The sequence below is a fragment of the Mesorhizobium sp. M1B.F.Ca.ET.045.04.1.1 genome, assembly GCF_003952465.1.
Taxonomy (GTDB): domain Bacteria; phylum Pseudomonadota; class Alphaproteobacteria; order Rhizobiales; family Rhizobiaceae; genus Mesorhizobium; species Mesorhizobium shonense.
On record NZ_CP034448.1, the window covers coordinates 6,109,527 to 6,134,428 of the forward strand.

General features: G+C 64.6%; 27 protein-coding genes. 7 read left to right on the forward strand and 20 right to left on the reverse strand.

Going from position 1 to position 24,902, the window contains the following annotated elements; all coding sequences use genetic code 11:
* Positions 1-119: 119 nt before the first annotated feature.
* Both EJ071_RS30490 and EJ071_RS30495 read right to left on the reverse strand, forming a co-directional pair.
* Positions 120-863: a phosphatidylcholine/phosphatidylserine synthase gene (locus EJ071_RS30490; RefSeq protein ID WP_245460369.1), complete on the reverse strand. Its 744-nt coding sequence runs from the start codon at positions 861-863 to the stop codon at positions 120-122.
* Positions 864-938: 75 nt separating this feature from the next.
* Positions 939-1,637, reverse strand: coding sequence for a phosphatidylserine decarboxylase (locus EJ071_RS30495; RefSeq protein WP_126101165.1), 699 nt, complete (start codon positions 1,635-1,637; stop codon positions 939-941).
* Positions 1,638-1,850: 213 nt separating this feature from the next.
* Between EJ071_RS30495 and EJ071_RS30500 the strand changes: the two genes are divergently transcribed.
* Entirely contained in the window at positions 1,851-2,744 is an 894-nt protein-coding gene (locus EJ071_RS30500; RefSeq protein ID WP_126101166.1) for an SMP-30/gluconolactonase/LRE family protein, read from the forward strand.
* Here the strand turns inward: EJ071_RS30500 and EJ071_RS30505 are convergent.
* From EJ071_RS30505 to EJ071_RS30520, 4 genes are all read right to left on the reverse strand, one after another.
* A complete protein-coding gene (locus EJ071_RS30505; protein ID WP_126101167.1) occupies positions 2,723-3,064 on the reverse strand; it encodes an antibiotic biosynthesis monooxygenase in 342 nt (113 codons plus the stop codon). The genes EJ071_RS30500 and EJ071_RS30505 overlap by 22 nt on opposite strands.
* Before the next feature lie 274 nt (positions 3,065-3,338).
* Positions 3,339-5,222 (reverse strand): ABC transporter ATP-binding protein/permease, encoded by a 1,884-nt coding sequence (locus EJ071_RS30510; RefSeq protein WP_126101168.1) that lies wholly within the window; start codon positions 5,220-5,222, stop codon positions 3,339-3,341.
* A 25-nt stretch (positions 5,223-5,247) separates the two neighbouring features.
* Entirely contained in the window at positions 5,248-5,562 is a 315-nt protein-coding gene (locus tag EJ071_RS30515; RefSeq protein ID WP_126101169.1) for a metalloregulator ArsR/SmtB family transcription factor, read from the reverse strand.
* 280 nt (positions 5,563-5,842) lie between these two features.
* Entirely contained in the window at positions 5,843-7,426 is a 1,584-nt protein-coding gene (locus EJ071_RS30520) for a LysM peptidoglycan-binding domain-containing protein (protein ID WP_126101170.1), read from the reverse strand.
* 119 nt (positions 7,427-7,545) lie between these two features.
* On the opposite strand from EJ071_RS30520, the gene EJ071_RS30525 reads away from it, so the two are divergent.
* Entirely contained in the window at positions 7,546-8,157 is a 612-nt protein-coding gene (locus EJ071_RS30525) for a TIGR00730 family Rossman fold protein (RefSeq protein WP_126101171.1), read from the forward strand.
* A gap of 64 nt (positions 8,158-8,221) precedes the next feature.
* Here the strand turns inward: EJ071_RS30525 and EJ071_RS30530 are convergent, their stop codons facing one another.
* On the reverse strand, positions 8,222-9,109 hold the full coding sequence (locus EJ071_RS30530) for a LysR substrate-binding domain-containing protein (protein WP_126101172.1): 888 nt from the start codon (positions 9,107-9,109) through the stop codon (positions 8,222-8,224).
* Between the two features lie 117 nt (positions 9,110-9,226).
* On the opposite strand from EJ071_RS30530, the gene EJ071_RS30535 reads away from it, so the two are divergent.
* Positions 9,227-9,457, forward strand: a complete 231-nt coding sequence (locus tag EJ071_RS30535; RefSeq protein WP_245460036.1) for a hypothetical protein — start codon at positions 9,227-9,229, stop codon at positions 9,455-9,457.
* 100 nt (positions 9,458-9,557) lie between these two features.
* Here EJ071_RS30535 and EJ071_RS30540 read toward each other — a convergent pair whose 3' ends face one another.
* Entirely contained in the window at positions 9,558-10,319 is a 762-nt protein-coding gene (locus EJ071_RS30540; protein WP_126101173.1) for a hypothetical protein, read from the reverse strand.
* 210 nt (positions 10,320-10,529) lie between these two features.
* On the opposite strand from EJ071_RS30540, the gene EJ071_RS30545 reads away from it, so the two are divergent.
* Positions 10,530-11,300 carry a pyrroline-5-carboxylate reductase gene (locus EJ071_RS30545; protein WP_126101174.1) on the forward strand — a complete coding sequence of 257 codons (771 nt, stop codon included), beginning with the start codon at positions 10,530-10,532 and terminating at the stop codon, positions 11,298-11,300.
* A 114-nt stretch (positions 11,301-11,414) separates the two neighbouring features.
* Positions 11,415-12,197: a glucose 1-dehydrogenase gene (locus EJ071_RS30550; RefSeq protein WP_126101175.1), complete on the forward strand. Its 783-nt coding sequence runs from the start codon at positions 11,415-11,417 to the stop codon at positions 12,195-12,197.
* A gap of 10 nt (positions 12,198-12,207) precedes the next feature.
* On the opposite strand, the gene EJ071_RS30555 is transcribed toward EJ071_RS30550, so the two are convergent.
* From EJ071_RS30555 to EJ071_RS30565, 3 genes are all read right to left on the reverse strand, one after another.
* The gene (locus tag EJ071_RS30555; RefSeq protein WP_126101176.1) at positions 12,208-12,702 is read right to left on the reverse strand and encodes a DoxX family protein; all 495 of its coding nucleotides are present in this window, start codon (positions 12,700-12,702) and stop codon (positions 12,208-12,210) included.
* A gap of 320 nt (positions 12,703-13,022) precedes the next feature.
* Positions 13,023-13,484 carry a tetratricopeptide repeat protein gene (locus tag EJ071_RS30560; protein ID WP_126101177.1) on the reverse strand — a complete coding sequence of 154 codons (462 nt, stop codon included), beginning with the start codon at positions 13,482-13,484 and terminating at the stop codon, positions 13,023-13,025.
* A 48-nt stretch (positions 13,485-13,532) separates the two neighbouring features.
* A complete protein-coding gene (locus tag EJ071_RS30565; protein WP_126101178.1) occupies positions 13,533-14,504 on the reverse strand; it encodes an MBL fold metallo-hydrolase in 972 nt (323 codons plus the stop codon).
* A gap of 301 nt (positions 14,505-14,805) precedes the next feature.
* Between EJ071_RS30565 and EJ071_RS30570 the strand changes: the two genes are divergently transcribed.
* The gene (locus EJ071_RS30570) at positions 14,806-15,801 is read left to right on the forward strand and encodes a transporter (RefSeq protein WP_126101179.1); all 996 of its coding nucleotides are present in this window, start codon (positions 14,806-14,808) and stop codon (positions 15,799-15,801) included.
* A 43-nt stretch (positions 15,802-15,844) separates the two neighbouring features.
* Here EJ071_RS30570 and EJ071_RS30575 read toward each other — a convergent pair whose 3' ends face one another.
* From EJ071_RS30575 to cysS, 9 genes are all read right to left on the reverse strand, one after another.
* A complete protein-coding gene (locus EJ071_RS30575; protein WP_126101180.1) occupies positions 15,845-16,540 on the reverse strand; it encodes a glutathione S-transferase family protein in 696 nt (231 codons plus the stop codon).
* 122 nt (positions 16,541-16,662) lie between these two features.
* Positions 16,663-17,592 (reverse strand): EamA family transporter RarD, encoded by a 930-nt coding sequence (rarD, locus tag EJ071_RS30580; protein WP_126101181.1) that lies wholly within the window; start codon positions 17,590-17,592, stop codon positions 16,663-16,665.
* A 354-nt stretch (positions 17,593-17,946) separates the two neighbouring features.
* Entirely contained in the window at positions 17,947-19,563 is a 1,617-nt protein-coding gene (gene cimA, locus EJ071_RS30585; protein WP_126102784.1) for a citramalate synthase, read from the reverse strand.
* A gap of 238 nt (positions 19,564-19,801) precedes the next feature.
* Positions 19,802-20,770, reverse strand: coding sequence for a prolyl aminopeptidase (gene pip / locus EJ071_RS30590; RefSeq protein WP_126101182.1), 969 nt, complete (start codon positions 20,768-20,770; stop codon positions 19,802-19,804).
* Positions 20,767-21,243, reverse strand: coding sequence for a GFA family protein (locus tag EJ071_RS30595; RefSeq protein WP_126101183.1), 477 nt, complete (start codon positions 21,241-21,243; stop codon positions 20,767-20,769). Before EJ071_RS30595 ends, pip begins: the two co-directional genes overlap by 4 nt.
* The gene (locus tag EJ071_RS30600; protein ID WP_126101184.1) at positions 21,240-21,731 is read right to left on the reverse strand and encodes a GFA family protein; all 492 of its coding nucleotides are present in this window, start codon (positions 21,729-21,731) and stop codon (positions 21,240-21,242) included. The genes EJ071_RS30595 and EJ071_RS30600 overlap by 4 nt, the downstream gene beginning before the upstream one ends.
* A 21-nt stretch (positions 21,732-21,752) precedes the next feature.
* Complete coding sequence (locus EJ071_RS30605) at positions 21,753-22,139, reverse strand: VOC family protein (protein WP_126101185.1); 387 nt, start codon at positions 22,137-22,139, stop codon at positions 21,753-21,755.
* A complete protein-coding gene (locus EJ071_RS30610) occupies positions 22,136-22,543 on the reverse strand; it encodes an endonuclease domain-containing protein (RefSeq protein WP_126101186.1) in 408 nt (135 codons plus the stop codon). The genes EJ071_RS30605 and EJ071_RS30610 overlap by 4 nt, the downstream gene beginning before the upstream one ends.
* 208 nt (positions 22,544-22,751) lie before the next feature.
* Positions 22,752-24,203: a cysteine--tRNA ligase gene (cysS, locus tag EJ071_RS30620; RefSeq protein WP_126101187.1), complete on the reverse strand. Its 1,452-nt coding sequence runs from the start codon at positions 24,201-24,203 to the stop codon at positions 22,752-22,754.
* 441 nt (positions 24,204-24,644) lie between these two features.
* Between cysS and EJ071_RS30625 the strand changes: the two genes are divergently transcribed.
* Complete coding sequence (locus tag EJ071_RS30625) at positions 24,645-24,800, forward strand: hypothetical protein (protein ID WP_096874974.1); 156 nt, start codon at positions 24,645-24,647, stop codon at positions 24,798-24,800.
* Positions 24,801-24,902: the final 102 nt, after the last annotated feature.

The window sequence follows — 24,902 nt, forward strand, 5'->3', positions numbered from 1 at the left end:
AGCAGGTCCCTTCCCCTGCCGACAGCCTAAACTGTCAACCATCTGTCCGGTCTATTCTGTCAACATTCTGCCCGGTTTGGACCGCGACATCTCCCCCCTCGAGGGGGGAGATTGCGGCCTTACCCAATATCCGAAGGCGGCACCTTCTCGCCTTCGCGCATGGCCCGCTTCGAATAGGCGCGGACCGAGAACGGCAGGAAGAGGAGATAGCCGGCGACAGAAGCCGTCAGCGTGTACCAGGGATAGGTCATCAACAGCAGGATGTAGAGCACGACGCCAAGGATGACCGGCAGCACCCTGTCGCCCGGCACCTTGACGCTCTTGCCCGAATAGACCGGCAGCCGGCTGACCAAGAGGAAAGCGACCAGCACGGTGAAGCCGGTGGCGACGAAGGCCGCGGGCCGGCTTGGCTCAAGCCCGAGCCGCAGGAAATAGAGATAGAGCGGCAGCATGACGAGAACCGCGCCGGCAGGGGCCGGGACGCCGACGAAATATTCAGTCTGCCAGGCGGGCTGGTCGGTGTCGTCCGCCAGCACGTTGAAGCGGGCAAGCCGCATGCCGCAGGCGATGGTGAAGAGAAGCGCCGCGATCCAGCCCGGCGAGCCGGCCCGGTCGAGCAGGAAGGCATAGAGCACCAGCGCGGGCGCGACGCCGAAATTGACGATGTCGGCCAGCGAATCCATCTGCGCACCGAATTTCGAAGTCGCCTTCAGCATGCGCGCCAGGCGGCCGTCTATGCCGTCGAGGAAAGCGGCGAGCAGCACCATGACGACGGCCGGCTCAAAACGGTCCTCGAAGGCGAAGCGGATGCCGGACAGGCCGGCGCAGATGGCGAGCACGGTGACCAGATTGGGCAGCACCATACGCATCGGGATCTCACGGATGCGTGGGCCGCCGCTGGCGTGCGCCTCGAATTTCTTGAAGGGCGCGCCCACCGCTCAGGAAATCCTGACCAGCGGGGCGACGACCGCGCCGCCGAACTCCGCAAGCACCGTCTCGCCGCCCACCGCCGTCTGGCCGACGGCGACGCGCGGCACGGCGTTCGCCGGCAGGAAGACGTCGACGCGCGAGCCGAAGCGGATCAGCCCAAAACGCTCGCCGATGCCGATCGAGCCGCCCGCCTCGGCCCAGCAGACGATACGGCGCGCCACCAGGCCGGCGATCTGCACGGCGGCGATCGTGCCGTTGGGGCTGTCGATGACCAGGCCGTTGCGCTCGTTCTCGGAGCTTGCCTTGTCAAGCTCGGCGTTGAGGAATTTGCCGGGGCGATGTTCGATCCGCGTGATCCTGCCGCGCACAGGCGCGCGGTTGATGTGGCAGGAAAAGACATTCATGAACACAGAGATGCGGGTCATCTCGCCTGCGCCCAGGCCAAGCTCGCGCGGCGGCACGGCGGGGCCGACGGCGGAAATCACGCCATCGGCCGGGCTCACCACCAGCCGGTCGTCGACCGGCGTGACGCGCTCGGGATCGCGATAGAAATAGATGCACCAGGCAGTGAGGATCAGCCCGACCCAGAACAGGATCGAGGAGAAATAGCCGAGGAACAGCGTTGCCGCGCCGAAGGCGGCGATGAAGGGATAGCCTTCGCGATGGATCGGAACGAACGTATTCTTGATCGAATCGAGAAGCGTCATAGGGCTCAAGGGCGGTCCCTGTTTCAGGTCCGGCCTCAATAGCCGAAAGCCCCCCTCCCCGCAACGCAACAATGGAGGAGACCTCCGGGTTGGGGCGAGCGCCTCCCGGCGGTGGCGCGAAGGATCGCAACGGTGACTTTTCTGCGAAACTGTCGGAAAGCAGCCTCCTCGCCCGTCCTTGGCACGACAGCCCCAACCAAGGAGCCACAACCAATGCCATCTCCGAGATCCGCCACCGGGAACGCCAAAGTCATCACAAAGGGCCTAGCCTTCGGCGAATCCCTGCGCTGGCATGACGGCCGGCTTTGGCTCTGCAACTGGGGCACCGGCGAGGTCGTCGCCGTGAACGAAGACGGCAAGAGTGAGGTCATGCTCACGGTGCCGGCAGTCCTGCCCTATTCGATCGACTGGCTGCCCGACGGGCGGCTGCTCGTCGTCTCCGGACGGGAGGGTGTTCTGCTCAGGCAGGAGGCAGACGGAACGCTCGTGACCCATGCCGATCTCAGGCATCTGTCGAAAAACCCGTGGAACGAGATCGTCGTCGATGGTCGCGGCAATGTCTATGTCAACGGTGGCGGGCCAGCCCCTGCACCGGGCGAGCATTTCGGACCGGGCACCATCGTGCTGATCATGCAGGACGGCGCGGTCCGGCAGGTCGCCGAGAATATTGCCTTCGCCAACGGCATGGCGGTGACGCCGGACAACAAGACGCTGATCGTCGCCGAATCCCACGCCAGGCGGCTGACTGCCTTCGACATTGGCGATGACGGCGATCTATCCAACCGGCGCGTCTGGGCCGATCTCGGCAATGATTATCCCGACGGCATCTGCATCGATGCCGAAGGCTGCGTCTGGTATGCCGACGTGCCCAATCGGCATTGCGTCAAGGTGCGCGAGGGCGGCGCGAAGCTCGACCGGGTCGAGGCCGACCGCGGCTGCTTTGCCTGCATGCTGGGCGGAGCCGGTGGCAGAACGCTGTTCATCGCCGCCGCCGAATGGCGCGGCTTCGAGAACATGGTGAGCGACGCCCGCACCGGTCAGGTGCTGAGCGCCGCTGTTTCCTCGCCTGGGGCGGGATGGCCGTCCTACAATTCCGGCACGCGCTGATAGTTGGCGATGTCGGCCTTGACGCCGAGGCGGGCGATCGTTTCCTGAGGGTTGAAGGCGATGCGCTCGTGGGCTGCCTTGACGATCGACACCACCTTGTCGACTGCCGCCTGGCTTTCCCACTCGACCATGGTGACGATGTTGAACTCGCCCGGACCGGAGAACTGCTCGAGCAGGAAATCCTGCACGAAGCCTTCCTGCTGACGCAGCAGTTCATGCGTCATACGGACCTTGCCGAGGATCTCGTCGCGCGCTGCCGCCGGGACGACGAACTTGTCGACCCGGAAGACGCTGCCATCGCGTTGATTTTGATTGCTCATTTCGATCTGTCTCCGTTCTTGGAAGGTTTGCTTCGCAGGGGCTCGAAGACGGTTTGCAAGCTCAAGCTAGGTTGAGGTCAAGGGGAATTTGGCGCCGGCCTTCCCTTCTCCCCTTGTGGGAGAAGGTGGATCGGCGCGCAGCGCCGAGACGGATGAGGGGTGTTGGAAGGAATGAGGCTGCGGCGATTTCCAACGTATCGCCAAGCTGGAGCACCCCTCATCCGACCTCGCTTCGCGAGGCCACCTTCTCCCACAAGGGGAGAAGGAAGAGGCGCTAGCTCACCTCCGACGTCCTTCTCCTCACAATCACACCAAGCTCGTCGGCCTCGCGGGCGATGCGCAGCCGCTCCTCGGCTTCGGTCGCTTCGCGCTGGCGGTCCCACATCGAGGCGTAGAGGCCCTGCTTGCGCAAGAGCGCGGCATGCGTGCCGCGCTCGGCGATCTGGCCATCTTTCAGCACGATGATCTCGTCGGCCGAGATCACCGTCGACAGCCGGTGGGCGATGACGATGGTGGTGCGGCCCTTGCTGACGACGTCGAGCGCCGCCTGGATCTCCTGCTCGGTCTGGGTGTCCAGCGCCGAGGTCGCCTCGTCGAGCATCAGGATCGGCGGCGCCTTGAGGATGGTGCGGGCGATCGCCACGCGCTGCTTCTCGCCGCCCGACAGTTTCAGCCCGCGCTCGCCGACCATCGAGCGATAGCCCTCGGGAAGCTTGGCGATGAACGGCCCGATCTGGGCAAGCTCGGCCGCCTTTCGCACCTCCTCCTCGCTGGCGCCGACGCGGCCGTAGCGGATGTTGTAGGCGATGGTGTCGTTGAAGAGCACCGTGTCCTGCGGCACCATGCCGAGCACGGCGCGCAGGCTCGCCTGTGTCACATCGCGGATGTCCTGTCCGTCGATCAGCACCTGGCCGCCCTGCACGTCGTAGAAGCGGAACAAAAGCCGCGAAATGGTCGACTTGCCGGCGCCGGAGGGGCCGACGATCGCCACCGTCTTGCCTGCCGGCACCTCGAAGGACACGCCCTTCAGGATCTTGCGGTTCGGATCGTAGGAGAAGTGCACGTCGCGGAACTCGACCTTGCCAGGGCCGACCTTCAGCGGCCTGGCATCCGGCTTGTCGACGATCTCCTGGGGCACGTCGAGCAGGTCGAACATGTGCTCGATATCGGTCAGGCCTTGCCGGATTTCGCGGTAGATGAAGCCGATGAAGTTGAGCGGCACGGAAAGCTGCATCAGCATGGCGTTGATGAAGACGAAATCGCCGACCGACTGCGTGCCCGCCTGCACCTCCAGCGCCGACATGCACATGACGATGACGGTGCCGAGGCCGAAGATGAGGCCCTGGCCGAAGTTCAGCCAGCCGAGCGAGGTCCAGGTTTTCGTCGCGGCCGTTTCATAGCGCGCCATCGAGCGGTCGAAGCGCTCGGCCTCCATGCGCTCGTTGGTGAAATATTTGACCGTCTCGAAGTTCAGAAGCGAGTCGATCGCCTTGGTGTTGGCGTCGGTGTCGCTGTCGTTCATGTCGCGGCGGATCGAGATTCGCCAGTCGCTGGCTTTGACCGTGAACCAGACATAGATCCACACGGTGATCGCCACCACGGCCACATATTTCCAGCCATAAGTGTAGGCGAAGATGCCGGCCGTCAGCGCGAACTCGAGGATGGTCGGCGCCGTGTTCAGCATGACGAAGCGCACGATCGTCTCGATGCCCTTGGTGCCGCGCTCGATGATGCGCGACAGGCCGCCGGTGCGGCGCTCGAGATGGAAGCGCAGCGACAGCTGATGCATGTGGACGAAGGTGCGGAAGGCGAGCTGGCGCACCGCATATTGGCCGACGCGGGCAAACAGCGCGTCGCGCAGCTGGTTGAAGCCGAGCTGGACCAGCCTCAGCACATTGTAAGCGATGACCAGCATCACCGGCGCGAGCATGAAGGCGGGCAGCGGCGGCGGGGTCTTGGAGCCGTGGGCCAACGCGTCGGTCGCCCATTTGAAGAAATAGGGACCGGCGACCAGCGTGACCTTGGCAACGACCAGGAGAAGTGTCGCCCAGGTGACGCGGGCTCTCAAGTCGGCGCGGTCGGCGGGCCACATATAGGGCCACAGGTTGCGCAGTGTGGTGAGGGTGCCGGATTCGGCGGAGACGGTCTTGTCGGCCACTAGTCTTGCCTTTTGGGTGAGAGGGTCAGCGGCAGCAGGAGTTGACGAGCGCGGCGAGCGAGGCGGACACGCCGGCCAGCGCGGCATGGTCGACCGCATAGCGCGAGCGCTGCCGGTCGGGCTCGAAGCGGACCAGCCCGGCCTCGACCAGGATCTTCAGATGCTGCGAAACGGTGGATTGCGCCAGGTCGAAATGGTCGACAACCTCACGGCAGGAACAACAGCGGCTCGCCGAGAGGTGCTTCAGGATCTCGATGCGCGCCGGATGCGAAAGTGCGGCAAACCGCGCGGCGATCGTGCGGCTGTCGGGAGCGCGGTTGTCGGATGGGGATTCGATCATCGTCCATCGGCGATAGACGATGGACGATGCGAGAGCAAGCTAGGCGGATGGGTAGCACGGGCAATCTCCCCCTCGAGGGGGAGATGTCGCCGAAGGCGACAGAGGGGGTCGTCTCGCGTAAATCGCCAACGCCCTCTTCGTCGCGCAGGAGGTCGGCGCTTCACGCGCAGCGACCCCCTCTGGCCTGCCCGTCCTCCGCAGCAGCTGCGCTGCAGCTGCGGAGGGTGGACCGGCCATCTCCCCCTCAAGGGGGGAGATTACGCGCTCAACCGCCTCGCTCCTACTCCGCCTTCGGCGTGGTCATCTGGTCGCCCATGGCCTTCATGTCGGCCGGCTCGCCTTCCTTCGACTTGCCGGGAAGCTTGAAGACCTGGCCGGGCCAGATGCGGTTCGGATCGCGGATCTGGTCCTGGTTGGCGAGATAGATGGTCGAGAAGCGAGTGCCATGGCCATAGACCCGGCGTGAGATGCGCCAAAGCGTATCCTTGCGGCGGATGATGACCGAGCCTTCGGTATGTTCGAGCTTCGGTGCGACCGTCTCCGGCACATCGGCCGATGGCTTCGCTTCCGCGACATTGGCCGGCGCCTCGGCGGCCGGCGTCGTGGCGGGCTTCGCCGCTTCCGCGGTTGCGGAGGGTGCCGCACTCTCGGCGGGCTTGGCCTGCCCGGCCAGAGACCCGGCACCCTGGACCTGCGTGAGCTTGGTTCCAGCCGGTTTGGTCTCGTTCGGCGCGACGGCGGCGATCGACTCGCCGGGCTCGCGTTCGAACGGCACGGCGGCGCGGGCGACGACCTTCACGCCGTCGTCGGCAAGGCCGTCGACATGGATGGTGTAATTGCCGACAGGGATGTCGCGTTTCGCCTCGATCAGGAAATGCCCGTCGGGCGAAGTCTTGGCCTCGCCGAGCAGGATGTCGTCGGCATAGGCGCGCACCTTGCGGCCGGGATCGGCGGTGCCGGCGACGAAGATCTTGCTGCCGTCGATCTCGACCGCCTCGACGGCGATCTTGGGCTCGCCTGCTGCGGCGGCAGGGTTCTGCGTTTCAGGGGCGGCAGTCTGGTCGCCGGCGGCCGGAGCAGTCACTGCGGGCGCCGCCTCGGTTTTGGACGTCGCCGGGGCGGTTGCGGCCGGCGCCTGAGCGGCAGGCTGGTCAGCGGCGGCTGGTGCGGCCGGCTTGGCTTCCGGCTGCGGCACGGTGAGCAATTCGGACGGCTTGCCCGGCTCCTCGACCATCGCCAGCACCTGGCCGGTCGGGCTCTGCGGCACCGAGACGACGGCGGTCTGCGCCGAGGCGACCGCGACGCCGTCGGCGGTGGCGCGCAGCGTGATCGTGTAGTCGCCGGGCTTCAGCGGATCGTCGAGCACTATGGCGAAGGCGCCGTCGGGACCGGCATCGGTCGAGCCGAGCACCGTGCCGCCGTTCAGGATCTCGACCTTGGCGTTGGGCGCGGCACTGCCGGCGACGACGATCGCCCCGTTGCCTTCGACGCGCACGACATCGAAGGTCGGCAATACCGGACCGGCGGCGGGTGCCTGAGCGGCCGGCGCGGATGCCGCGGGGGCCGTCGCCTTGTTGGCCGGTGCCATCGCGTTGTTGGCGGGCGCCATCTTATTGGCCGGCGCCATCGTGTTGTTCGCGGGCGCCATCGTGTCGGCCGGGGCTTGCGTCTGCGGCAAGCGCGCCTCGGTGGATGTGCTCGAGGATTCAGCCGGCTTCGTGTCGGCTTGCGGAAGTGCAGCGACCTGCGCCGGTTTCTGGTCGTTGACGTAAGGGTCGAGCGCGCCCGACCCGTAGGCGACCGCCGCGACGACGGCAAAGCCGCCCGCCGCGAACAAAAACGCCTTGGAAGGATTGATAGCCATAATCTTTTAGTGCCCCCTTAGCCACCTAACGCCGGTCTAGCGTGTTTTGCCGAGTCCGACAAGAAAAAGCCCGCCCTTGGGCTTGACCGCGCAGACCGTCCCTATCACCAATCATCGCCATGAACACGATTCGATCCGTCTGCGTCTATTGCGGCTCGTCTCCGGGCCGCGACGAGGCCTATATCAAGGCCGGACACCTGCTCGGCCGCTCGCTGGCGAAATCCGGTCTGCGCCTGATATATGGCGGCGGCACCAAGGGGATCATGGGCGCTGTCGCCGAAGGCGCGCTCAAGGCCGGCGGCAAGGTGACCGGCATCATCCCGCGCTTCCTGATCAACCGGGAAGCGACCGAGAGCGCTCTCGACAAGCTCGACGAGCTGTTGATCACCGACAACATGCACGAGCGCAAGCACAGGATGTTCGAGAAATCCGACGCCTTTGTGGCCCTGCCTGGCGGCATCGGCACGGTCGAGGAGATCGTCGAGATCATGACCTGGGCGCAGCTCGGCCACCACCGCAAGCCGATCGTCTTCGCCAACATCAAAGGCTTCTGGGATCCGATGCTGGTGCTGATCGAGCACATGTCGGACGAAGGCTTCATCCACACCGCACATAGAGTGAAGCCGCTGGTCGTCAACGACCCCGAGGCCATCGTCGCCGCCATCATGGTGGCGGGCTCGTCGGTGGATGCGCCGACGGAGGGTGTGCAGGCGGTGATAGATAAGATGTGAGTGAATAGTGAATAGTGAATAGTGAAGCGCTGGATCGCGCGGACCGATATCTGTCCACTACTCACTACTCACTACTCACTGCCTTCCTCAAATCCCCAATCACCGCCCTCCGGTCATTGCGCCGCCAGGCGAGATGGATCTCAACACTGCGCTTGAACCAGGGAAGATCGCGGAAAACGATGCCCGGCGGCGCGGCGCTTTGCAGGCTCTGCTGCACCGTCGCGAGGCCGAGGCCGGCGCTGACCAGGCCGAGCGAGGTCAAGGGATCGGCCGTCTCATAGGCGATGTCGGGAACGAAGCCGGCCTCGACGCAAGCCGCCAGGAACTGCGCGCGGTTGGTGTCGTCGGGCTGGCGCACCACGGTGATCCAGACGCGGCCGTCGAGATGGCCGGGCCGGATGTCGGCGACACCGGCAAGCGGATCGCCCTCGGGGATCGCCAGCACCAGCGGCTCGCGCCGCACCAGTATGCTGTCCAGGTCCGGATCGCCCTTCGGTGCCGGCGCATAGACGAAGCCGAGATCGAGCGCTCGGCTTCGCAGATCCTCGAACTGCGCCGCTGTGCGCCGACTCCTAAGCTGCAGATGGAAATCCGGCCGCTCACGGCGGAATTCGCGCAGCATGTCGGCGACCAGCCCGGCATGTACCGCTCCCTCGACATAGCCGATGGCGAGGCTGCCAGCGGCGCCGCTGGCAAGATTGCGGCCGAGATCCTCCAGTCGGGCGGCATTGGCGAGCAGCGCGCGGGCCTCGGCAAGGAAGGCCCTGCCCTCGGCGTTGAGATGGACACGCTGCTTCGCCCGCTCGAAGAGCGTGACGCCAAGCTGCTCCTCGAGCTGCATGATCTGCCGGCTCAAGGGCGATTGCGAGATGTGCAGCTGCTCGGCGGCGCGGCCGACATTGCCGGCCTCGGCGACGGCGACGAAATATCTTATCTGGCGCAGATCGAGCATTTTTCGCCTCCTCGACATCAAGTCCTTTAAGGTCTTAACTTTAGCCTAATCAGTCTTTGACAGTCTGATCAGACGGCGCGATATCTCCCGCATCAACCACCCACGAAGGAGACCGCCATGCAGTTCTTTGCCCTTCTCACCCGGAACACCGAAAAGTTCAGCGACGCCGATTTCGCGCCGCTGCTGCCAGGCGAGGCCGAGCAGCGGCGCACGCTTTACGCGCAAGGCGCGGTGCGCCAGGTCTGGAACCGCGGCGACGTTCCCGGCAGCGGCATGATGTTCGAGGCAACCGACGACAAGAGGTGCGCGGGCATCTCGCCACCCTGCCGCTGGTCGAGGCCGGCATGATGGACATCGCCGCAATCGTGCCGCTCAGCCCCTACCCCGGTTTCGGCCCGAAGCGCTGAGACCGGCACGGAGATAGGTGCTGCCGGGCACCCGGCAGCACCTACGAGCGACCGAAGATGCGACTAAAAAAGCCGCCTCGCGAGGCGCCGGTGTAGCGCTCCGGCAGAGGTCGGGCGAGCAGGAACTGGTCCCGCCCTTCGACGGTCTCGGTGCCGCAATAGCTGCATTGCAGCGACCGCGCCAAAGGTACGATTTCCTTCAGCACCGCTCCGAACCCTTCTCCGTCGATCGGCACGTTCTTTGCCATGCGCAATTCACGGGAGAACGCCTCGAAGCTGAGGAAGCGGTAGCCGCGCTTTTCGAGCTCGGCGCACAGCTTTTTCAGTGCAGGCTCCGCGCCCCAGAACTCGAAGCGCGTCAGGCGAATACAGGCCTCCGGGGCGATTTCCAGGTTGAGATCGCCAATCGCCTCGGCAGGAAGAATGAGCGGCGCCATCTCCGCAAGCGAATGCTGCTCGAAGGCGATCGGAAAGACCAATGCCTCGGCGGCCGCGCGGGCTATCTGCTCGAAGCCGGCCACGTCTTCCGTCGTGAAGTAAAAATCGCGGCGCCCCTCGCCATGTTGTTCCGCTACGTAGCAGGCAGGGCAGCCAGCGGTTGCCAGATCCGCGCAAAGCCTTTCTAGGAAGGCGTAGTTCCGAGCCGATCCTTTTGGCGTCAGCAGAGCGTCGCGCGGCGTCAATTCGTTTGCGCGCGGGGTGATCTTCAGGAGCAGGATCGGAAGCGAAGCGGCGGCGCGCAGAAGCGCCATATTCACCCGCGTATGAATGAACAGCTCACCGCCGTCGCGGCGATAGCGCACCAGGCCGCGGTGCGGTTCCGCTTCGCGGATGACCTCTCCGGTCTCTTCGTTTGAGATTTGTTCGCCGGTGACTGCGAATTGAAGCAAAGTCATTGCGTAACCGTCGCGCCCAAATCGCGGTTGGCAGAAACATAGGCCATCTTGCCAGTTTGTTGCGCCCTGGCCTAGAGCGAGAGGATCTTCCTTGAACCGCCATTTTCGGAGAGGTCAATGAAACTCGGCTTTATCGGCACAGGCGCGCTGAGCTCGGCCATCGTCACCGGATTGAAATCGCTGCCTGACGAACAGACGGCGGTCGTGGTCTCGCCGCGCAACGAGGCGGTCGCCGCCGACCTCGCTGCGCGTTTTGCGGATGTGTTCATTGCCGCCGACAACCAAGCCGTGCTCGACCAATGCGACACCGTCATGTTGGCGGTGCGTCCGCAGATCGCGCGCGAGGTGCTGGGGGAATTGCGGTTCCGGAAGGACCATCACGTCGTCAGCCTGATCGCCACCGTGTCGCGCGAGGAGATCGCCGCGCTCGTCGGGCCTGCAACGCATGTCAGCAAGGCCCTACCGATGCCGATGATCGCCCGCCTGCAGGGCTCGACCATCATCTGCCCGCCGAATCCGATCGTGGCGGCGTTCTTCGCCAGGCTGGGCGGCGTCATCGAGGTCGAAGATCAAAGCGAGTTCGACGCGCTGACGGTCGTCACTGCGACCTACGCCAGCTATTTCAAATATCTGGACACGATCCACAGCTGGGTGCGCAGCCAGGGTGTTTCCAACGACAAGGCACGCGACTACATCACCAGCATCTACAAGGCGCTGGCCAACGCGCCCGATGCCGCGCCGGACGAAGGTTTCATGCATCTCTCGCAGGACTACGCGACGCGCGGCGGCATCAACGAGCAGGTGCTTCGGGAGCTTACCGAGCGCGGGCTGTTCGATACCTTCGCGGAAAGCCTGGGCCGCGTGCACCGGCGCATCGCGGGGACATGAACACTCTCACTCCGCCGGCGCGACCCATGGAGGAGCACCTTGCACTTCATCGCGCCACGCGGCACGTTGCTGACGGTCGGCGAGATCGCCGGCGACAATCGATGAAGGTGCAAATTGCGTTCGACTGACTATCTCGGCCGCCTGTTCAGCCTCGAGGGCAGGCATGCCTTCATCACCGGCGCCAGCCGCGGGCTGGGGCTCGCCTTCGCCGAGGCGCTTGCCGGCGCCGGCGCGCGGGTCACGCTCGGCGGCCGCAAGGCCGAAGAGCTGAGGGCCGCCGGCGACCGCCTGCGCGCCGAGGGTTACGCAATCGCAGAGTCGATGATCGACGTCACCGACACGCAGTCGATCGACAGCGCGGTCGCGGCGGCGGAAGCCGGCACCGGCCCGATCGACATCCTGGTCAACAATGCCGGCGTCCAGCGCCGCGCGCCGCTGGAGACGTTCAGCGACGCCGACTGGGACGCGCTGATGGCCACGAACCTCGACGGCGTGTTCAAGGTGAGCCGCGCCACGGTGAAGGGCATGATTGAGCGCCGCAAAGGCGTCATCATCAACGTCTCCTCGGTGCAGAGCGTGCTCGCCCGCCCCTCGATCGCGCCCTACGCGGCGAGCAAGGGCGCGATCACCATGCTGACCAAGTCGATGGCCGGCGAATGGGGCCAGCACGGTGTGCGCGTCAACGCGATCGCGCCTGGCTATTTCAAGACCGAGCTCAACGCGGCCCTCGTCGCCGACGAGACATTCTCCGGCTGGCTGACCGGCCGCACCCCAATGCGGCGCTGGGGCGATGTCGAGGAACTCGCCGGCGCCGCGGTATTCCTGGCTTCGGACGCCGCGAGCTTCGTTACCGGACAGACACTGCTGGTGGATGGCGGGATCACCAGCGTGCTGTGAGTGGCGCCCCTCAAACCGGCAGGCTCGTCTCGCCGACTGAAGGATGTGGCTCGATGGCTTCGACCTTGGCGCCTTCGCCCGCCCTGCTCTTTACGAATCGCCCCAGCGCTCTATTCAGTGAAAACCTGCCGGAGCCGCTGAGCGCCAGGATGAACATGCCGCCGGCGATCGCGAGATCCTTCTCGAAATGCAGCAATTCGTTCTGGCTGGCGAAGTTGGTGTGGAAGAGGCTTGCCGTCATCAGGCAGAAAAGGCCGAGCGCCACAGCGCCGAGCCGCGCAAGGATGCCGAGCGCGACAGACAGGCCCGCGCCGAGCTGCAGCGCGATGGTGGCAATAAGCAGCGGCGTGCCGACGCCGAGCGCGGCCATCGCCTTCTGAGCGCCCTCGAAATGGGTCGCAAGCTCAAGCCCTTCATGCACGAAGATCAGGGACAGAAGCAGGCGGCCGGCAAGCAGGGCCACGTCCCTGGCATGAAGCTTCTCGATGAGTTCGGTCGGTGTCATGGTCGGCTCCAATAGAATCCTCACTAGGGCAAGGCGACTTTCCCCAAGCGTCGCGCTGCCCCTCACCTGCCTGCCGGCATCCTCTCCGCGTATAGTGACGGGGAGAGGGGCGCTCTCATCGACGGTTTCGCCAATCGCAAACGTGGCAGGAAAGGCGCCGAGGTCGCGACTAGCCTCCTTCTCCCCGTCACTATACGGGGAGAAGGCGCCGGCAGGCGGATGAGGGGCGGCGCATACATTGGCGATGTCTGCACTTCTCGAATGCCCTGTCGCCGGCCACTTCGCGGCACTCGTCCGGGCGAGGAACGGCGCCCAACGCCCTACTTCGTCACCTTGGTGTCGATGGCCTGCCTAAGGTCGGAAAGCTCCTCGCAGCCGGCCGGGCAGAGTTTCTGCAGCGAGGCGAGCTGCTCGTTGGCCTTGGCCATGTCGCCGGTCTCGACATAGAGCTCGCCGAGATATTCGTGGGCGGCCTTGTGGTCGGGCTTAAGCTCCAGCGCCTTGCTGTAGTAGGTGAGCGAGGTCTGGTAGTCGCCGGTCTTGCGCAGCGTGAAGCCGAGCAGATTGTAGACGTCGGCCTGCTGGGTGTCCTGCGCAAGGTCGCGCAGGTCGGCCAGCGCGCTTTGATAGTCCTTGGCGTCGATCTTGGCCTTCACGGCCGTCAGGTCGGGCGCGTCGGCGCCTTCGATGTCGTCCACGGCATAGGCCGGCACGGCAATGGCGATCGGGGCCGCGGTCAGCACCGCAATGGCGCCGAGCACCGCGAAAAGTGCATATTTCATTGGCGTTGTCGCTTTCTGTTCAGAATGAGATTCAAATCCGGAGACCGGTCAGATCTGCGTTGGGGTGAAGGCGTAGGCGTTGCCGTCCTTGACGAAGCTGCCTGTGCCCGGGAACGGGAAGTGCGAGCCGCAGATGCGGACATTGTCGGCAATCACCTGGTCGATAATCTTGTGGCGCGTGGCGATCGCCATCGGCCCGTCCTGGTCGTAGGCGCCCTGCCATTCGGGATGCGGGGCGAGCAGCGCCGGCACATACATTGTGTCGGCCGAGACGAGGAACTGCTCGGAGCCGGCGTCGACATGGTAGACCGAGTGGCCGGGCGTATGGCCGGGCGCGGCCATGATGCGGATGCCGGGCACTACTTCCGCGCCATCGTCCACCAGCTTCCAGTTCTTCCATTTCGGGAAGTTTTCGGCGATGCGCTTGCCCGCCGGCTTGCGGCCTTCGGGAAGCTTGGCGACCCGGCTGGGATCGGTCCACCAGTTGTATTCGGCGGCGTTGACGATCAGCTCGGCATTCGGGAACACCGGCGCGTTGGTGCCCTTATCCATCAGGCCCCAGACATGATCGGGGTGGAAATGCGAGATCAGAACAGTGTCGATCGCCTTGTAGTCGATGCCGGCGGCTTTCATGTTGGCCGGCAGATGCGTGGCGTTGGCCTGCCACTGGCCGACGCCGGAGCCGGCATCCATCATGATGGTGCGGCCGTTCATGGTGAGCACCACGACGGTCAGCGGGATCGGCATAAAGTCGGTGGTGAGCCCAGCCTTAGCGAGTGCGGCCTTGGTGTCGTCGACAGAGACGTCCTTGATGAAGGCCGGATCGTGCGGCTTGCGCCAGATGCCGTCATAGACGGCGGTGACCTCGAGCGGGCCCACCTTGTATTTGTAGAAACCGACCAGCGGCTCGACCGGGGTTTCGGCGTGAGCGGCAGGCGCGAATTCCAGCTTGCCGGCAATGCCGAAGGCGGCCGCGGCGGCGGCGGATCCGAGCACCATGCGGCGTGACATTTTGAACATCAGAAGTCTCCTCTAGTGACTGCGTATAGCGGTGGTTTCCTGGAAGTAGCATTCCTCCGGGGCTGGCGACGTCCGGCCCCAAGGTCCGCCCCGCTACACAGCAAGACCCGGAAAGCCCGGGCTTTATTCCCGGATGGACGAAGAATTTTTTGAGAAGCGCGGAATCTCGCCACGGAAGGACCGTCGGCCGGCGCACGCCCGCAGTCACCGAACTGTCACACGAATGCAGGGGCGCCCGTGCTAGAAGCTTCACCCGGCCGCCCCCGCGACCCCGACCGCATCAAGAGCCGGCGAAGCCGCCATGAACATCGCTGTCCCCAACGAAGGCACCGACCTCTCGCCCTATTTGCCCGACGAGCACGGTCTGTTCTTCATCTATCATTTCACCGCCGAGGGCCTGCGCACCAAGGACCCGGCCGAGGCACGCTGGACGTGGCGCAGCTATCAGATCACGGACATGCGCGCCCGTAAGGAGATCGGCGCCGAGCAGGCGCTGCCGGCGCCGGTGCGCGAGGCGTTCCTGTCACCCAGCCACGGCTGCCACATCGATTTCGAGGATGATTTCCTCTATGGCGACCTCCCCGACCTCAGGCACGACTTCGCCGAGGCGCGCGGGCTCACGCATTTCCGCTTCGCCTTCAACGAGACGATGCTGATCGGCGCCCGCAAGCAGCCGCTGGAGTCGGTCGACAAGATCCGAAAGGCAGTGGAAGGCGGCACACGTAAATTCCGTTCGCCGGCCGAGCTGATCGAGGCGGTGATGGGCCAGTCGCTCGACGGCATGGCGGGCGCGCTCGACAAGATGGGCGACACGCTCGACGGCATCGAGGACCGCATCGTCTGCGACGCCTGGCATAGCGAACGACAGGCCCTGGTCGACGCGCGCCGCCATCTGGTGATTATCCACCGCCAGATGGCGACGCTCAGCAACCTCTTCCGCCATCTCGACCATTCGCACCGCGACGACCTGCCGGACCCGATCAACGACATGGCCACACGCCTCTCGCACCGGGCGCACACGCTGCATCACGACGGCGAGCAATTGCAGGCGCGAACCAGGCTCCTGCAGGACGAGCTGATGGCGAAGCTGACGGAGCAGTCGAACCAGCTGCTCTACATCCTCTCCGTCATGACGGCGGTGCTGTTGCCGATGACCATCATCTCGGGCCTGTTCGGCATGAATGTCGGTGGGCTGCCGCTGGTCGGCACGCCGATGGGTTTTTGGGTGGTGACGGCGATATCGGTCATTATCGCCGGCATCGTCTACATGATCGTGCGGCGGCTGGGGCGGGTTTGAGGGCGAATGCCGGACTCCCGTCCGGAATTGCGAAAAACAACAACTAGGCAGTCGCGCGCAGATCCTCGACAATCGTTCCTGTGGCATTGACCTCGGCTTCGTGGTCCGGCTCGCGCCATGTCTCGGCGAGGCCAGCCGCATACCATTCGCGCATTGCCGGTAGGTTGAGCAACCGCTTGGGATAGGCAGCGGCGGCGCCCTCGAAGGCCAGGCCATAGGACTGCGCCCTGAAGGCTACCGGGGCGAAGAAGGCGTCGACCGCGGTGAACCGGTCGCCGGCGAGGAACGGTCCGCCGAAACGGGCGAGGCCGTCGTTCCAAAGGTCGTCGAGGCGGAAGAGATCATGTTTCAACGCATTGGACATCGGCAACGATACGACGCGCACGCCGCAACTCATCGGGCAGAGGTTGCGCAGCGCGGTGAAGCTCGAATGCATCTCAGCCGCGGCCGAACGCGCCCAGGCGCGCGCTTTCGCATCGTCCGGCCAGACGCCCTGATGGCGCTCGGCCAGATATTCGACGATGGCGAGCGAATCCCAGACCGCCCAGCCGTCCCAGCCGTCGTCGACCAGGCAGGGCACGCGGCCATTGGGCGAGAACGACCGGAAGAGGCTGAAACTCGATCCGGTCGGGAACGGCGTCAGCCGCTCCTCGAAGGGAATATCGAGGGCGCGCATCAGCACCCACGGCCGCAGCGACCAGGACGAATAGTTCTTGTTGCCGATATGCAGCACGTACATCGGATGCCTGTCCTTCCTGTTTACGCAATTCCGGACGGAAAACCGCTCACACTTTTCCTGGAATTGCTGTCTAGTTTGACGCAATTCCGGACGGAAACCGTCTTGCACTTTCCTGGCAATGCTTACCTTGTCGCTGGTGCCGCCGGCCTGGCCTCGCGGCCCTTGAACATCGACCAGCTGTACATGGCCAGCGCCGTCCAGATCAGGGCGAAGGCGATGGCCTGGATCGTGCCGAATGGTTCGTCGAAGATCAGCACGGCGATCAGGAACACCATGGTCGGCGCGATATATTGCATGATGCCGATGGTGGAGAGGCGCAGCAGCCTGGCGCCGAAGGCGAAGAGCAGAAGCGGCACCGCCGTAATCGGGCCGCAGCCGATCAACAGCGCGGTGTCTTTCGCGGTGCTGGAGATGACATGATCCTGGCCGGTGGCAATCAGGTAGGCGATGTAGCAGAGCGCCGGCACCGAGAGCAGCAGCACTTCGAGCAGGAAACCCTGGCTCGGGCCGATCGGCAGCGTCTTGCGGAAGAAGCCGTAGGCGGCGAAGGAGAAGGCGAGCGCCAGCGACACCCAGGGCAACTTGCCGGCCTCGACAGTGAGCACGGCGACCGCGATCGCCGCCAGCGCCACCGCGGCGATCTGCAGGCGGTCGAGCTTCTCGCCGAGCAGCACGGCACCGACCACGACGCTGACCAGCGGGTTGATGTAATAGCCGAGCGCGGTCTCGACGGTGCGGTCGACCGCGATCGCCCAGACATAGATGCCCCAGTTGATCGAGATCAGCACCGCCGTCAGCGCCGCCATGGCGATGCTGCGGGGCGAGCGGATCGCCGCCTTGAAATCGGCCGTGCGGCCGGCCCAGACCAGCACGCATGCGGCGATCGGCACCGACCAGACGACGCGATTGGCAATCACCTCGGCGAGCGGCAGATGCGCCACCGCCTTCATGTAGAAGGGTAAGAGCCCCCACAGGAAATAGGCGCCAAGCGCCAGGAGGAAGCCGCGGCGGGCCTTGGCGTCTTGATCGAGATCGGCTGTTGCGGTGACCATGGCCCAACGCTATGGCCCAGGCACATGCTGATGACCATCGCAAAGTTGTGATGGATCAATGGACTTTTGGTGATGGTTCAAGGGGACGAGACGTTGTTTCCTCGCCCCCGCTTTGCGGGCAGGGTAATCGAATAAGTGGCGCCAGCCCCCCACTCCGGCCGCTACGCGGCCACCTCTCCCCCATGTCCATGGGGAGAGGAAACCCAAGCCTTTCAAGGCCGCAACCTCGTCGGTTGGCGTTTCCTCTCCCCCACGAACGTGGGGGAGAGGTGGCTCGGCGAAGCCGAGACGGAGTGGGGGGCTGGCGCCACCATATGCGATTGCCCTGGCTTTGCGGGGGCGAGGAAAGGAGCCCTACTCCGCCGCCACCAGCCCCGCCATCTCGCGGTTCTTCATCAGCTTGTAGACGATCGAATCCATCAGCGCCTGGAAAGAGGCGTCGATGATGTTTTCCGAGACGCCGACCGTCCACCAGCGGGCTCCGGTGGAATCGTGAGATTCGACCAGAACGCGGGTGATGGCCTCGGTGCCGCCGTTGAGGATACGCACCTTGAAGTCGGCGAGCTCGAGATCGGCGATCTCGCTCTGGTATTTGCCGAGGTCCTTGCGCAGCGCGATGTCGAGCGCGTTGACCGGCCCGTGGCCCTCGGCCACCGACATCTTCTCCTCGCCGTCGACCATCACCTTCACGATCGCCTCGGAGACGGTCTTCAGATTGCCGTTGGCGTCGAAGCGGCGCTCGACCATGCAGCGGAAGGAGGTGACGGTGAAGAACTCCGGCAGGCTGTGCAGCATCTTGCGCGCCAGGAGCTCGAAGGAGGCATCGGCGCCTTCGTACGCGTAGCCCTCGGCCTCACGCTCCTTGACGACGGCGATCAGCGCGTCGAGCCGGTGATCGTCCTTCGGCACCTCGATGCCGCGCCGTTTCAGCTCGGCGAGGAAATTGGCCTTGCCGCCCTGGTCGGAGACCATGACGCGGCGGCGGTTGCCGACGGCTTGCGGCTCTACATGCTCGTAGGTCGCCGGCTCCTTGGCCAACGCCGAGGCATGGATGCCGGCCTTGGTGGCGAAGGCGGAGGAGCCGACATAGGGCGCCTGCGGTTCCGGCGCCCGGTTCAGCAATTCGTCGAAAGCACGGGAAAGCCTGCATATTCCGGTCAGCGCTTCGACCGAGATGCCGGTCTCGAAGCGGTCGGCGAAGGCCGGCTTCAGCGCAAGCGTCGGCACGATGGAGATCAGGTTGGCGTTGCCGCAGCGCTCGCCGATGCCGTTCAGCGTGCCCTGGATCTGGCGCACGCCGGCCTCGACGGCGGCAAGGGAATTGGCCACCGCCTGGCCGGTGTCGTCGTGCGCATGGATGCCGAGATGGTCGCCTGGGATCCCGCCGGCGATGACCTTCTCGACGATGGCGCTCACTTCCGAGGGCTGCGTGCCGCCATTGGTGTCGCACAGCACCACCCAGCGTGCGCCGGCAGCATAGGCGGTCTTGGCGCAGGCCAGCGCGTATTCGGGATTGGCCTTGAAGCCGTCGAAGAAATGCTCGCAGTCGACCATCGCCTCCTTGCCGGCGGCGACCGCCGTCTCGACCGAGGTCTTGATCGATTCCAGGTTCTCCTCATTCGTGCAGCCGAGCGCGACGCGCACATGGTAGTCCCAGCTCTTGGCGACGAAGCAGATGGCGTCGGACTTCGACTGCACCAGCGCTGCCAGCCCCGGATCGTTGGAAGCCGAGACTCCTGCCCGCTTGGTCATGCCAAAGGCGACGAATTTCGCGCTTTCCGTCCGCTTCTGCCGGAAGAAGGCGGTGTCGGTCGGATTCGCGCCCGGATAGCCGCCCTCGACATAGTCGAGGCCGAACTCGTCGAGCAGTTTCGCGATCGCGATCTTGTCCTCGACGGAAAAGTCGATGCCCGGCGTCTGCTGGCCGTCGCGCAGCGTGGTGTCGAAGAGGAACAATCTTTGCTTTTTCATGATGGCAAGGCGCTTGAGCACCCCCCTCTGTCCTGCCGGACATCTCCCCCGCAAGGGGGGAGATCGGCAGCTTTGCCGACGGCGTTCGTCCTGCAACGTTGGCGATTGGCGAAAGCGATGGCGACATCCAATCTTCCCCCTTGCGGGGGAGATGCCCGGTCCACCCTCCGCAGCTGCAGCGCAGCTGCTGCGGAGGACGGGCAGGCCAGAGGGGGTGGGACGAAACGCCGTACATCGACTAGATTTTCCCCGCAAACCCATCCGTCGCCCGGATCAACCGGTCGAGAATCCCTGGCTCCGAATAAGCATGGCCGGCGCCTTCGATGAGGTGGAAATCCGCCTTCGGCCAGGCCTTGTGCAACGCCCAAGCATAGCGCGCCGGGCATGGCATGTCGTAACGGCCGTGGACGATGGTGCCGGGAATGTCCTTGAGCTTCCAGGCGTCGCGCAGCAGCTGCCCCTCCTCCAGCCAGCCGGCATGGACGAAGTAATGGTTCTCGATGCGGGCGAAGGCCACCGCATAGTCGTCCTGGCCAAACGGCACGCTGGTCTCAGGCTCCGGCAGAAGCGTGATCGTCTCGCCTTCCCAAAGGCTCCAGGCAAGGGCCGCCTCGACCTGTGCCTTACGGTCCGTGCTCACCAGCCGCTTGCGATAGGCGGCCATCATGTCGCCGCGCTCGGCTTGCGGGATCGGCGCCAGGAAGCGCTCCCACTTGTCGGGGAACATTTCCGAGACGCCGAACTGGTAGTACCATTCGAGCTCGGCGCGGGTCAGCGTATAGATGCCGCGCACGACCAGCTCGCTGACGCGCTCGGGATGGGTCTCGGAATAGGCCAGCGCCAGCGTCGAGCCCCAGGAGCCGCCGAACACCAGCCATTTGGCGAAGCCCGCCATCTCGCGCAGGCGCTCGATGTCGGCGACGAGATGCCATGTGGTGTTGGCTTCGAGCGAGGCGTTGGGCATCGACTTCCCGCAGCCGCGCTGGTCGAACAGGATGACGTCGTAGAGCTTCGGGTCGAACAGCCGCCGATGTTTCGGCGAGATCGTGCCGCCCGGACCGCCATGCAGGAACACGGCGGGCTTGGCGCCCTTGGTGCCGCAGCGCTCCCAGTAAATGGTGTGACCATCGCCGACATCGAGCATGCCGCTCTCGAACGGCTCGATCTCCGGATAGAGCGTACGCAAGGAACTGCTGTGGATCGTCATAGTTTCAAGCCCTGCTGCGGCCAGTTGGCCGTCTCGTGGTCGGGATGCTGGAAGGAGATGATCTGCTCCTGCCGTCGGTAGTAGTCGGGGTCGTCATGGACCGGCGCTTCGAAGATCTTTTCGACCCAGGGCAGCCGGACCGCGTAATTGACCTGGATCTGCGGTGCCAGATCCGACCGGTCGTCGAAGGCGCCGATGGCAATCTCCAGCGCGCCCGGCTGGCGGTAGGTCAGCGGCGTGCCGCAGCGTCGGCAGAAGCCGCGGTCGATGTTGACCGAGGACTGGAAATAGCTCGGCTCCTCATGGGTCCATTCGACGCCGTCCTTCGGCACCGTCACCAGCGCGCCGAAGAAATTGCCGAATTGTTTCTGGCACATACGGCAGTGGCAGATGGACGGGCGTCCGACCTTGCCCTTGATGCGGAAGCGCACGGCGCCGCACTGGCAGCCGCCTGTTCGAACCTGGTCGGTCATGGTTTTTCCTCCGGCGGCCATTGGTCGGTGTCGTGATCGGGATGCTGATAGGAGACGAGCTCGGCGAGGTAAGGCGCCGACGAGACATCGCCCATCGTCTCCTCGGACGGCAGTTTCGAGATGCCGTCGACGTAAGGAAGCTTCGCTTCGACGCCCCATTGGATGGTGGGTGCGATCTCTGCCGGATCGTCGAAGGCGGCGATCGCAAGCGCCACGCCATCCGGCGCCTCGAAGGTCAGCGGTGTGCCGCAATCGGCGCAGAAGCCACGCCAGGCGGCGCTGGAAGAGCGGAACCGCTTCGGCTCGCCGCGCGTCCAGTCGAGCCTGGCGCCGCGCACCGAGACCAGCGGCAGATAGAAATTGCCGCTCGCCTTCTGGCACATGCGGCAGTGACAGACCGAGGCGTCGCCGAGCGCGCCCTCGACGCGGAAGCGGACCGCGCCGCACTGGCAGCCGCCCGTATAGACCGGCCGGTTGTCGAGGCTCATCGCTCCCTCCAAGTCATGGGCTCACTCCGGGTCATGGCAGACCGCCTCGACATTGTTGCCGTCGGGATCGAAGACGAAGGCGCCGTAGTAGTTCGGGTGATAGTGCGGGCGTAGGCCGGGCCCGCCATTGTCCTTGCCGCCGGCGGCAAGCGCCGCGGCATGGAAGGCGTCGACCTCGGCGCGGCTGCGCGCGGTGAAGGCGACATGCTGGTGGTCCTTCGGCTTCTCCCTGCCTGCGCTCACCCAGAACACCGGCCGGTCGCGGCCATAGCCGCCGACCTTGGCGCCGCCTGTATATTCCTTGGGCACCATGTAGAGCAGCGAAGCGCCCAGCGGCGCCATCGCCTTGTCGTAGAAGGCCTTGGACTTTTCGAAATCGGAAACGCTGATGCCGAGATGGTCGATCATGGAACGAGCTCCTCCTCCGTTGCTGGCGCGGGCACGTCGGCGCCGGCCAAGCCGGCCGCGATGACGATGTGCTGGCAGACATTGTCGATATCGCGGATCACGTCGTCGTTCCAGAAGCGCAGGATGGTCCAGCCGAGCGCTTCGAGCTTCGCGGTTCGTGCAGCATCGGATGCCGAAGCTTCAGCACGCGCGTGCTGAGAACCATCAATCTCAACGATCAGTTTTTTGATCGGACAAGCAAAGTCAACGATGTAGCCTGCGATAGGCATCTGTCGCCGAAAGGAAAGGCCCATCAGCCTATGCGCGCGAACTTCGTTCCAGAGTTTTAGTTCGGCATCTGTCATTGCCTTGCGCATCTTGCGCGCATTGCCGCGATTGAGCGGAGATACCCGATGATGGGTCATCGCGAGGCCCCCCTCTCTGCCCTGCCGGGCATCTCCCCCTCAAGGGGGGAGATTAGCGGTTTCGCCGACGGCGCCCAATCGTCAACGTCGGCGATAAGCGAAAGCCGAAGTGACGTCCAATCTCCCCCCTTGAGGGGGAGATTTCCGGCAGGACAGAGGGGGGCGCCTCGCGCCATCCTCTCCAATTTTACGTCGGGAGCATCCACCGTCACCGCCTGATCTCCCAGGTCGTCACGCGTTCGCCGGTAACTGGATCCTTGCCGTCTTTCAGTTGCACGCCTTGCGCCAGGAGCTCCTCGCGGATGCGGTCGGCTTCGGCCCAATTCTTGTCGGCAATGAACCTCAGGCGCCTGGCGATCGCCTCGGCAATCGCGGCTTCGTCCACCTTGGCGGCGCCGACGTCGAAGCCGAGGAAGGCGAGCGCCGCTTTGAGAGAAGCGGCGGCGGCGTTCTCGCCACTGCCGCTGAATTCGATAGCCTCTCCGGCAAGCTGCGTCAGCCGCTGGAAGGCAGCATAAGTCGCGAGGTCGTCGGACAATGCTTCAACCACATCGGCAGGCAGTTCCCTGGCCGCCGCAGGCGCCAGGTCCGCGGCGCGTTTCCATTTGCGCAGCGTGTTTTCCGCCTCTTCCAGCTTGCGCACGGAAAAGTCGATCGGCTCGCGGTAATGCGTCATCAGCATCGCCAGCCGCAGCACCTCGCCTGGCCATGTGCGGCCGCCGAAAGTCTCGGTCTCCAGCAGTTCGTGGATCGAATAGAAGTTGCCGAGGCTCTTCGACATCTTCTGCCCTTCGACCTGCAGGAAGCCGTTGTGCATCCATACATTGGCCATGACCTTGGTGCCATGGGCGCAGCGCGACTGGGCGATCTCGTTCTCGTGGTGCGGGAAGATCAGGTCGAGGCCGCCGCCATGGATGTCGAAGACCTCGCCGAGATAGGCGGCAGACATCGCAGAGCATTCGATGTGCCAGCCGGGCCGGCCCCTGCCCCATGGGCTTTCCCAGCCCGGCTCTTCCGGTGTCGACAGTTTCCACAGCACGAAATCGCCGGGGTTCTTCTTGTGGGCATCGACGGCGATGCGGGCACCCGCCTGCTGCTCGTCGAGATTGCGCTTCGACAGCTCGCCGTAATCCGGCATCGAGGCGGTGTCGAACAGCACCTCGCCGCCGGCGACATAAGCATGGCCGCGCTCGATCAGTTGCGCGATCAGCGACAGCATGTCGGCCTTGCCGTCCGCGCGGGGCGCGACGAACTCGGTGGCACGCGGCTCGAAAGTAGGCTCCAGGCAGCCGAGCGCCGCGACATCCTTGTGGTACTGATCGGCGGTCTTTTCTGTGACCTTACGGATGGCGTCGTTCAGCGACAACTTCCCCGCCGCAATCTCGCGGCCGAAATCCCGGAGCGCGCGGGCGTTGATCTTGTCGTCGACATCCGTGATGTTGCGCACATATGTGACGTGATTTTCGCCGTAGAGTTGGCGCAAAAGACGAAACAGCACGTCGAAGACGATCGCCGGCCTGGCATTGCCGATATGGGCAAAGTCATAAACGGTCGGGCCGCAGACATACATGCGCACGTTTTTCGGATCGATCGGAACGAAACGCTCCTTCACCCGCGTTAGCGTGTTGTAGAGGCTGAGGCCCTTCGATGCGTCAGACATGCGGTCCCGGTCCTTTGGTTCATTGTTTGAGCATGACCTTATCCGAAAACCGGCTTCCACTTTTCGGGGTCATGCTCCGGCTGGAACCAGGCCTGCGCCAAGGCGCAAATCGGGCTCCAGCCTGCTGGCCGGGGCGTTTGTCCAATCTAGGGAAAGATGAGGCGAAAACGTCCGGACCAGCGCGAGGCTAGTCAATAATGCAAATGCCACAAATGGCGAAAGACGTTTTCATGGGCGGCTTTATCGCGCCCGCCGGTGTTGCCGTCAAGTCGCTGCAGCTGAGAAAGACGTCGTTGGATCACAGGTAAAGACGGGCCGAAACATTTTATTAAACATGTCGGCACAGTGATGAAACATTCTCGGGCTAGACCGCCAAACGTCACGATTTGGTCCGAATCGACTATCAAACGCCGACACGAAAGCATACCAGGGAAGAGAACAATGCCACGAAGCAAGCAGGAACAGAGCCGACCGCCGCAACAGCCGCTCACCAAGCACTACCGCGCGATCGGCCCGGCGGCCATCGTCGCAGCCCTTCTTCACACCGCCAAGAAGAAGAAGCCGGCACAGAAGATCGTTTCGCCGCGCGCCGCCTGAAAAGGCACGACCGGCGCTGTCTCCCAAGGATGGGGCGCCGGCGATGAGGGCGATGCAAATGCGCGCCCTGGAGATGAAGGCCTCCGCTAGCCGCCTTCGTTC

What these genes read in the sequence shown, in the direction of transcription:
- EJ071_RS30525 (WP_126101171.1), top strand. Translation starts at nt 7,546, where the DNA reads ATGAACACGATTCGATCCGTCTGCGTCTATTGCGGCTCGTCTCCGGGC.
- EJ071_RS30530 (WP_126101172.1), bottom strand. Translation starts at nt 9,109, where the DNA reads ATGCTCGATCTGCGCCAGATAAGATATTTCGTCGCCGTCGCCGAGGCC.
- cimA (WP_126102784.1), bottom strand. Translation starts at nt 19,563, where the DNA reads ATGAAAAAGCAAAGATTGTTCCTCTTCGACACCACGCTGCGCGACGGC.
- pip (WP_126101182.1), bottom strand. Translation starts at nt 20,770, where the DNA reads ATGACGATCCACAGCAGTTCCTTGCGTACGCTCTATCCGGAGATCGAG.
- EJ071_RS30600 (WP_126101184.1), bottom strand. Translation starts at nt 21,731, where the DNA reads ATGAGCCTCGACAACCGGCCGGTCTATACGGGCGGCTGCCAGTGCGGC.
- rarD (WP_126101181.1), bottom strand. Translation starts at nt 17,592, where the DNA reads ATGGTCACCGCAACAGCCGATCTCGATCAAGACGCCAAGGCCCGCCGC.
- EJ071_RS30555 (WP_126101176.1), bottom strand. Translation starts at nt 12,702, where the DNA reads ATGACACCGACCGAACTCATCGAGAAGCTTCATGCCAGGGACGTGGCC.
- EJ071_RS30490 (WP_245460369.1), bottom strand. Translation starts at nt 863, where the DNA reads ATGGTGCTGCCCAATCTGGTCACCGTGCTCGCCATCTGCGCCGGCCTG.
- EJ071_RS30520 (WP_126101170.1), bottom strand. Translation starts at nt 7,426, where the DNA reads ATGGCTATCAATCCTTCCAAGGCGTTTTTGTTCGCGGCGGGCGGCTTT.
- EJ071_RS30560 (WP_126101177.1), bottom strand. Translation starts at nt 13,484, where the DNA reads ATGAAATATGCACTTTTCGCGGTGCTCGGCGCCATTGCGGTGCTGACC.
- EJ071_RS30610 (WP_126101186.1), bottom strand. Translation starts at nt 22,543, where the DNA reads ATGACCCATCATCGGGTATCTCCGCTCAATCGCGGCAATGCGCGCAAG.
- EJ071_RS30570 (WP_126101179.1), top strand. Translation starts at nt 14,806, where the DNA reads ATGAACATCGCTGTCCCCAACGAAGGCACCGACCTCTCGCCCTATTTG.
- EJ071_RS30535 (WP_245460036.1), top strand. Translation starts at nt 9,227, where the DNA reads ATGCAGTTCTTTGCCCTTCTCACCCGGAACACCGAAAAGTTCAGCGAC.
- cysS (WP_126101187.1), bottom strand. Translation starts at nt 24,203, where the DNA reads ATGTCTGACGCATCGAAGGGCCTCAGCCTCTACAACACGCTAACGCGG.
- EJ071_RS30515 (WP_126101169.1), bottom strand. Translation starts at nt 5,562, where the DNA reads ATGATCGAATCCCCATCCGACAACCGCGCTCCCGACAGCCGCACGATC.
- EJ071_RS30545 (WP_126101174.1), top strand. Translation starts at nt 10,530, where the DNA reads ATGAAACTCGGCTTTATCGGCACAGGCGCGCTGAGCTCGGCCATCGTC.
- EJ071_RS30595 (WP_126101183.1), bottom strand. Translation starts at nt 21,243, where the DNA reads ATGACCGACCAGGTTCGAACAGGCGGCTGCCAGTGCGGCGCCGTGCGC.
- EJ071_RS30605 (WP_126101185.1), bottom strand. Translation starts at nt 22,139, where the DNA reads ATGATCGACCATCTCGGCATCAGCGTTTCCGATTTCGAAAAGTCCAAG.
- EJ071_RS30505 (WP_126101167.1), bottom strand. Translation starts at nt 3,064, where the DNA reads ATGAGCAATCAAAATCAACGCGATGGCAGCGTCTTCCGGGTCGACAAG.
- EJ071_RS30625 (WP_096874974.1), top strand. Translation starts at nt 24,645, where the DNA reads ATGCCACGAAGCAAGCAGGAACAGAGCCGACCGCCGCAACAGCCGCTC.
- EJ071_RS30575 (WP_126101180.1), bottom strand. Translation starts at nt 16,540, where the DNA reads ATGTACGTGCTGCATATCGGCAACAAGAACTATTCGTCCTGGTCGCTG.
- EJ071_RS30565 (WP_126101178.1), bottom strand. Translation starts at nt 14,504, where the DNA reads ATGTTCAAAATGTCACGCCGCATGGTGCTCGGATCCGCCGCCGCCGCG.
- EJ071_RS30495 (WP_126101165.1), bottom strand. Translation starts at nt 1,637, where the DNA reads ATGACGCTTCTCGATTCGATCAAGAATACGTTCGTTCCGATCCATCGC.
- EJ071_RS30500 (WP_126101166.1), top strand. Translation starts at nt 1,851, where the DNA reads ATGCCATCTCCGAGATCCGCCACCGGGAACGCCAAAGTCATCACAAAG.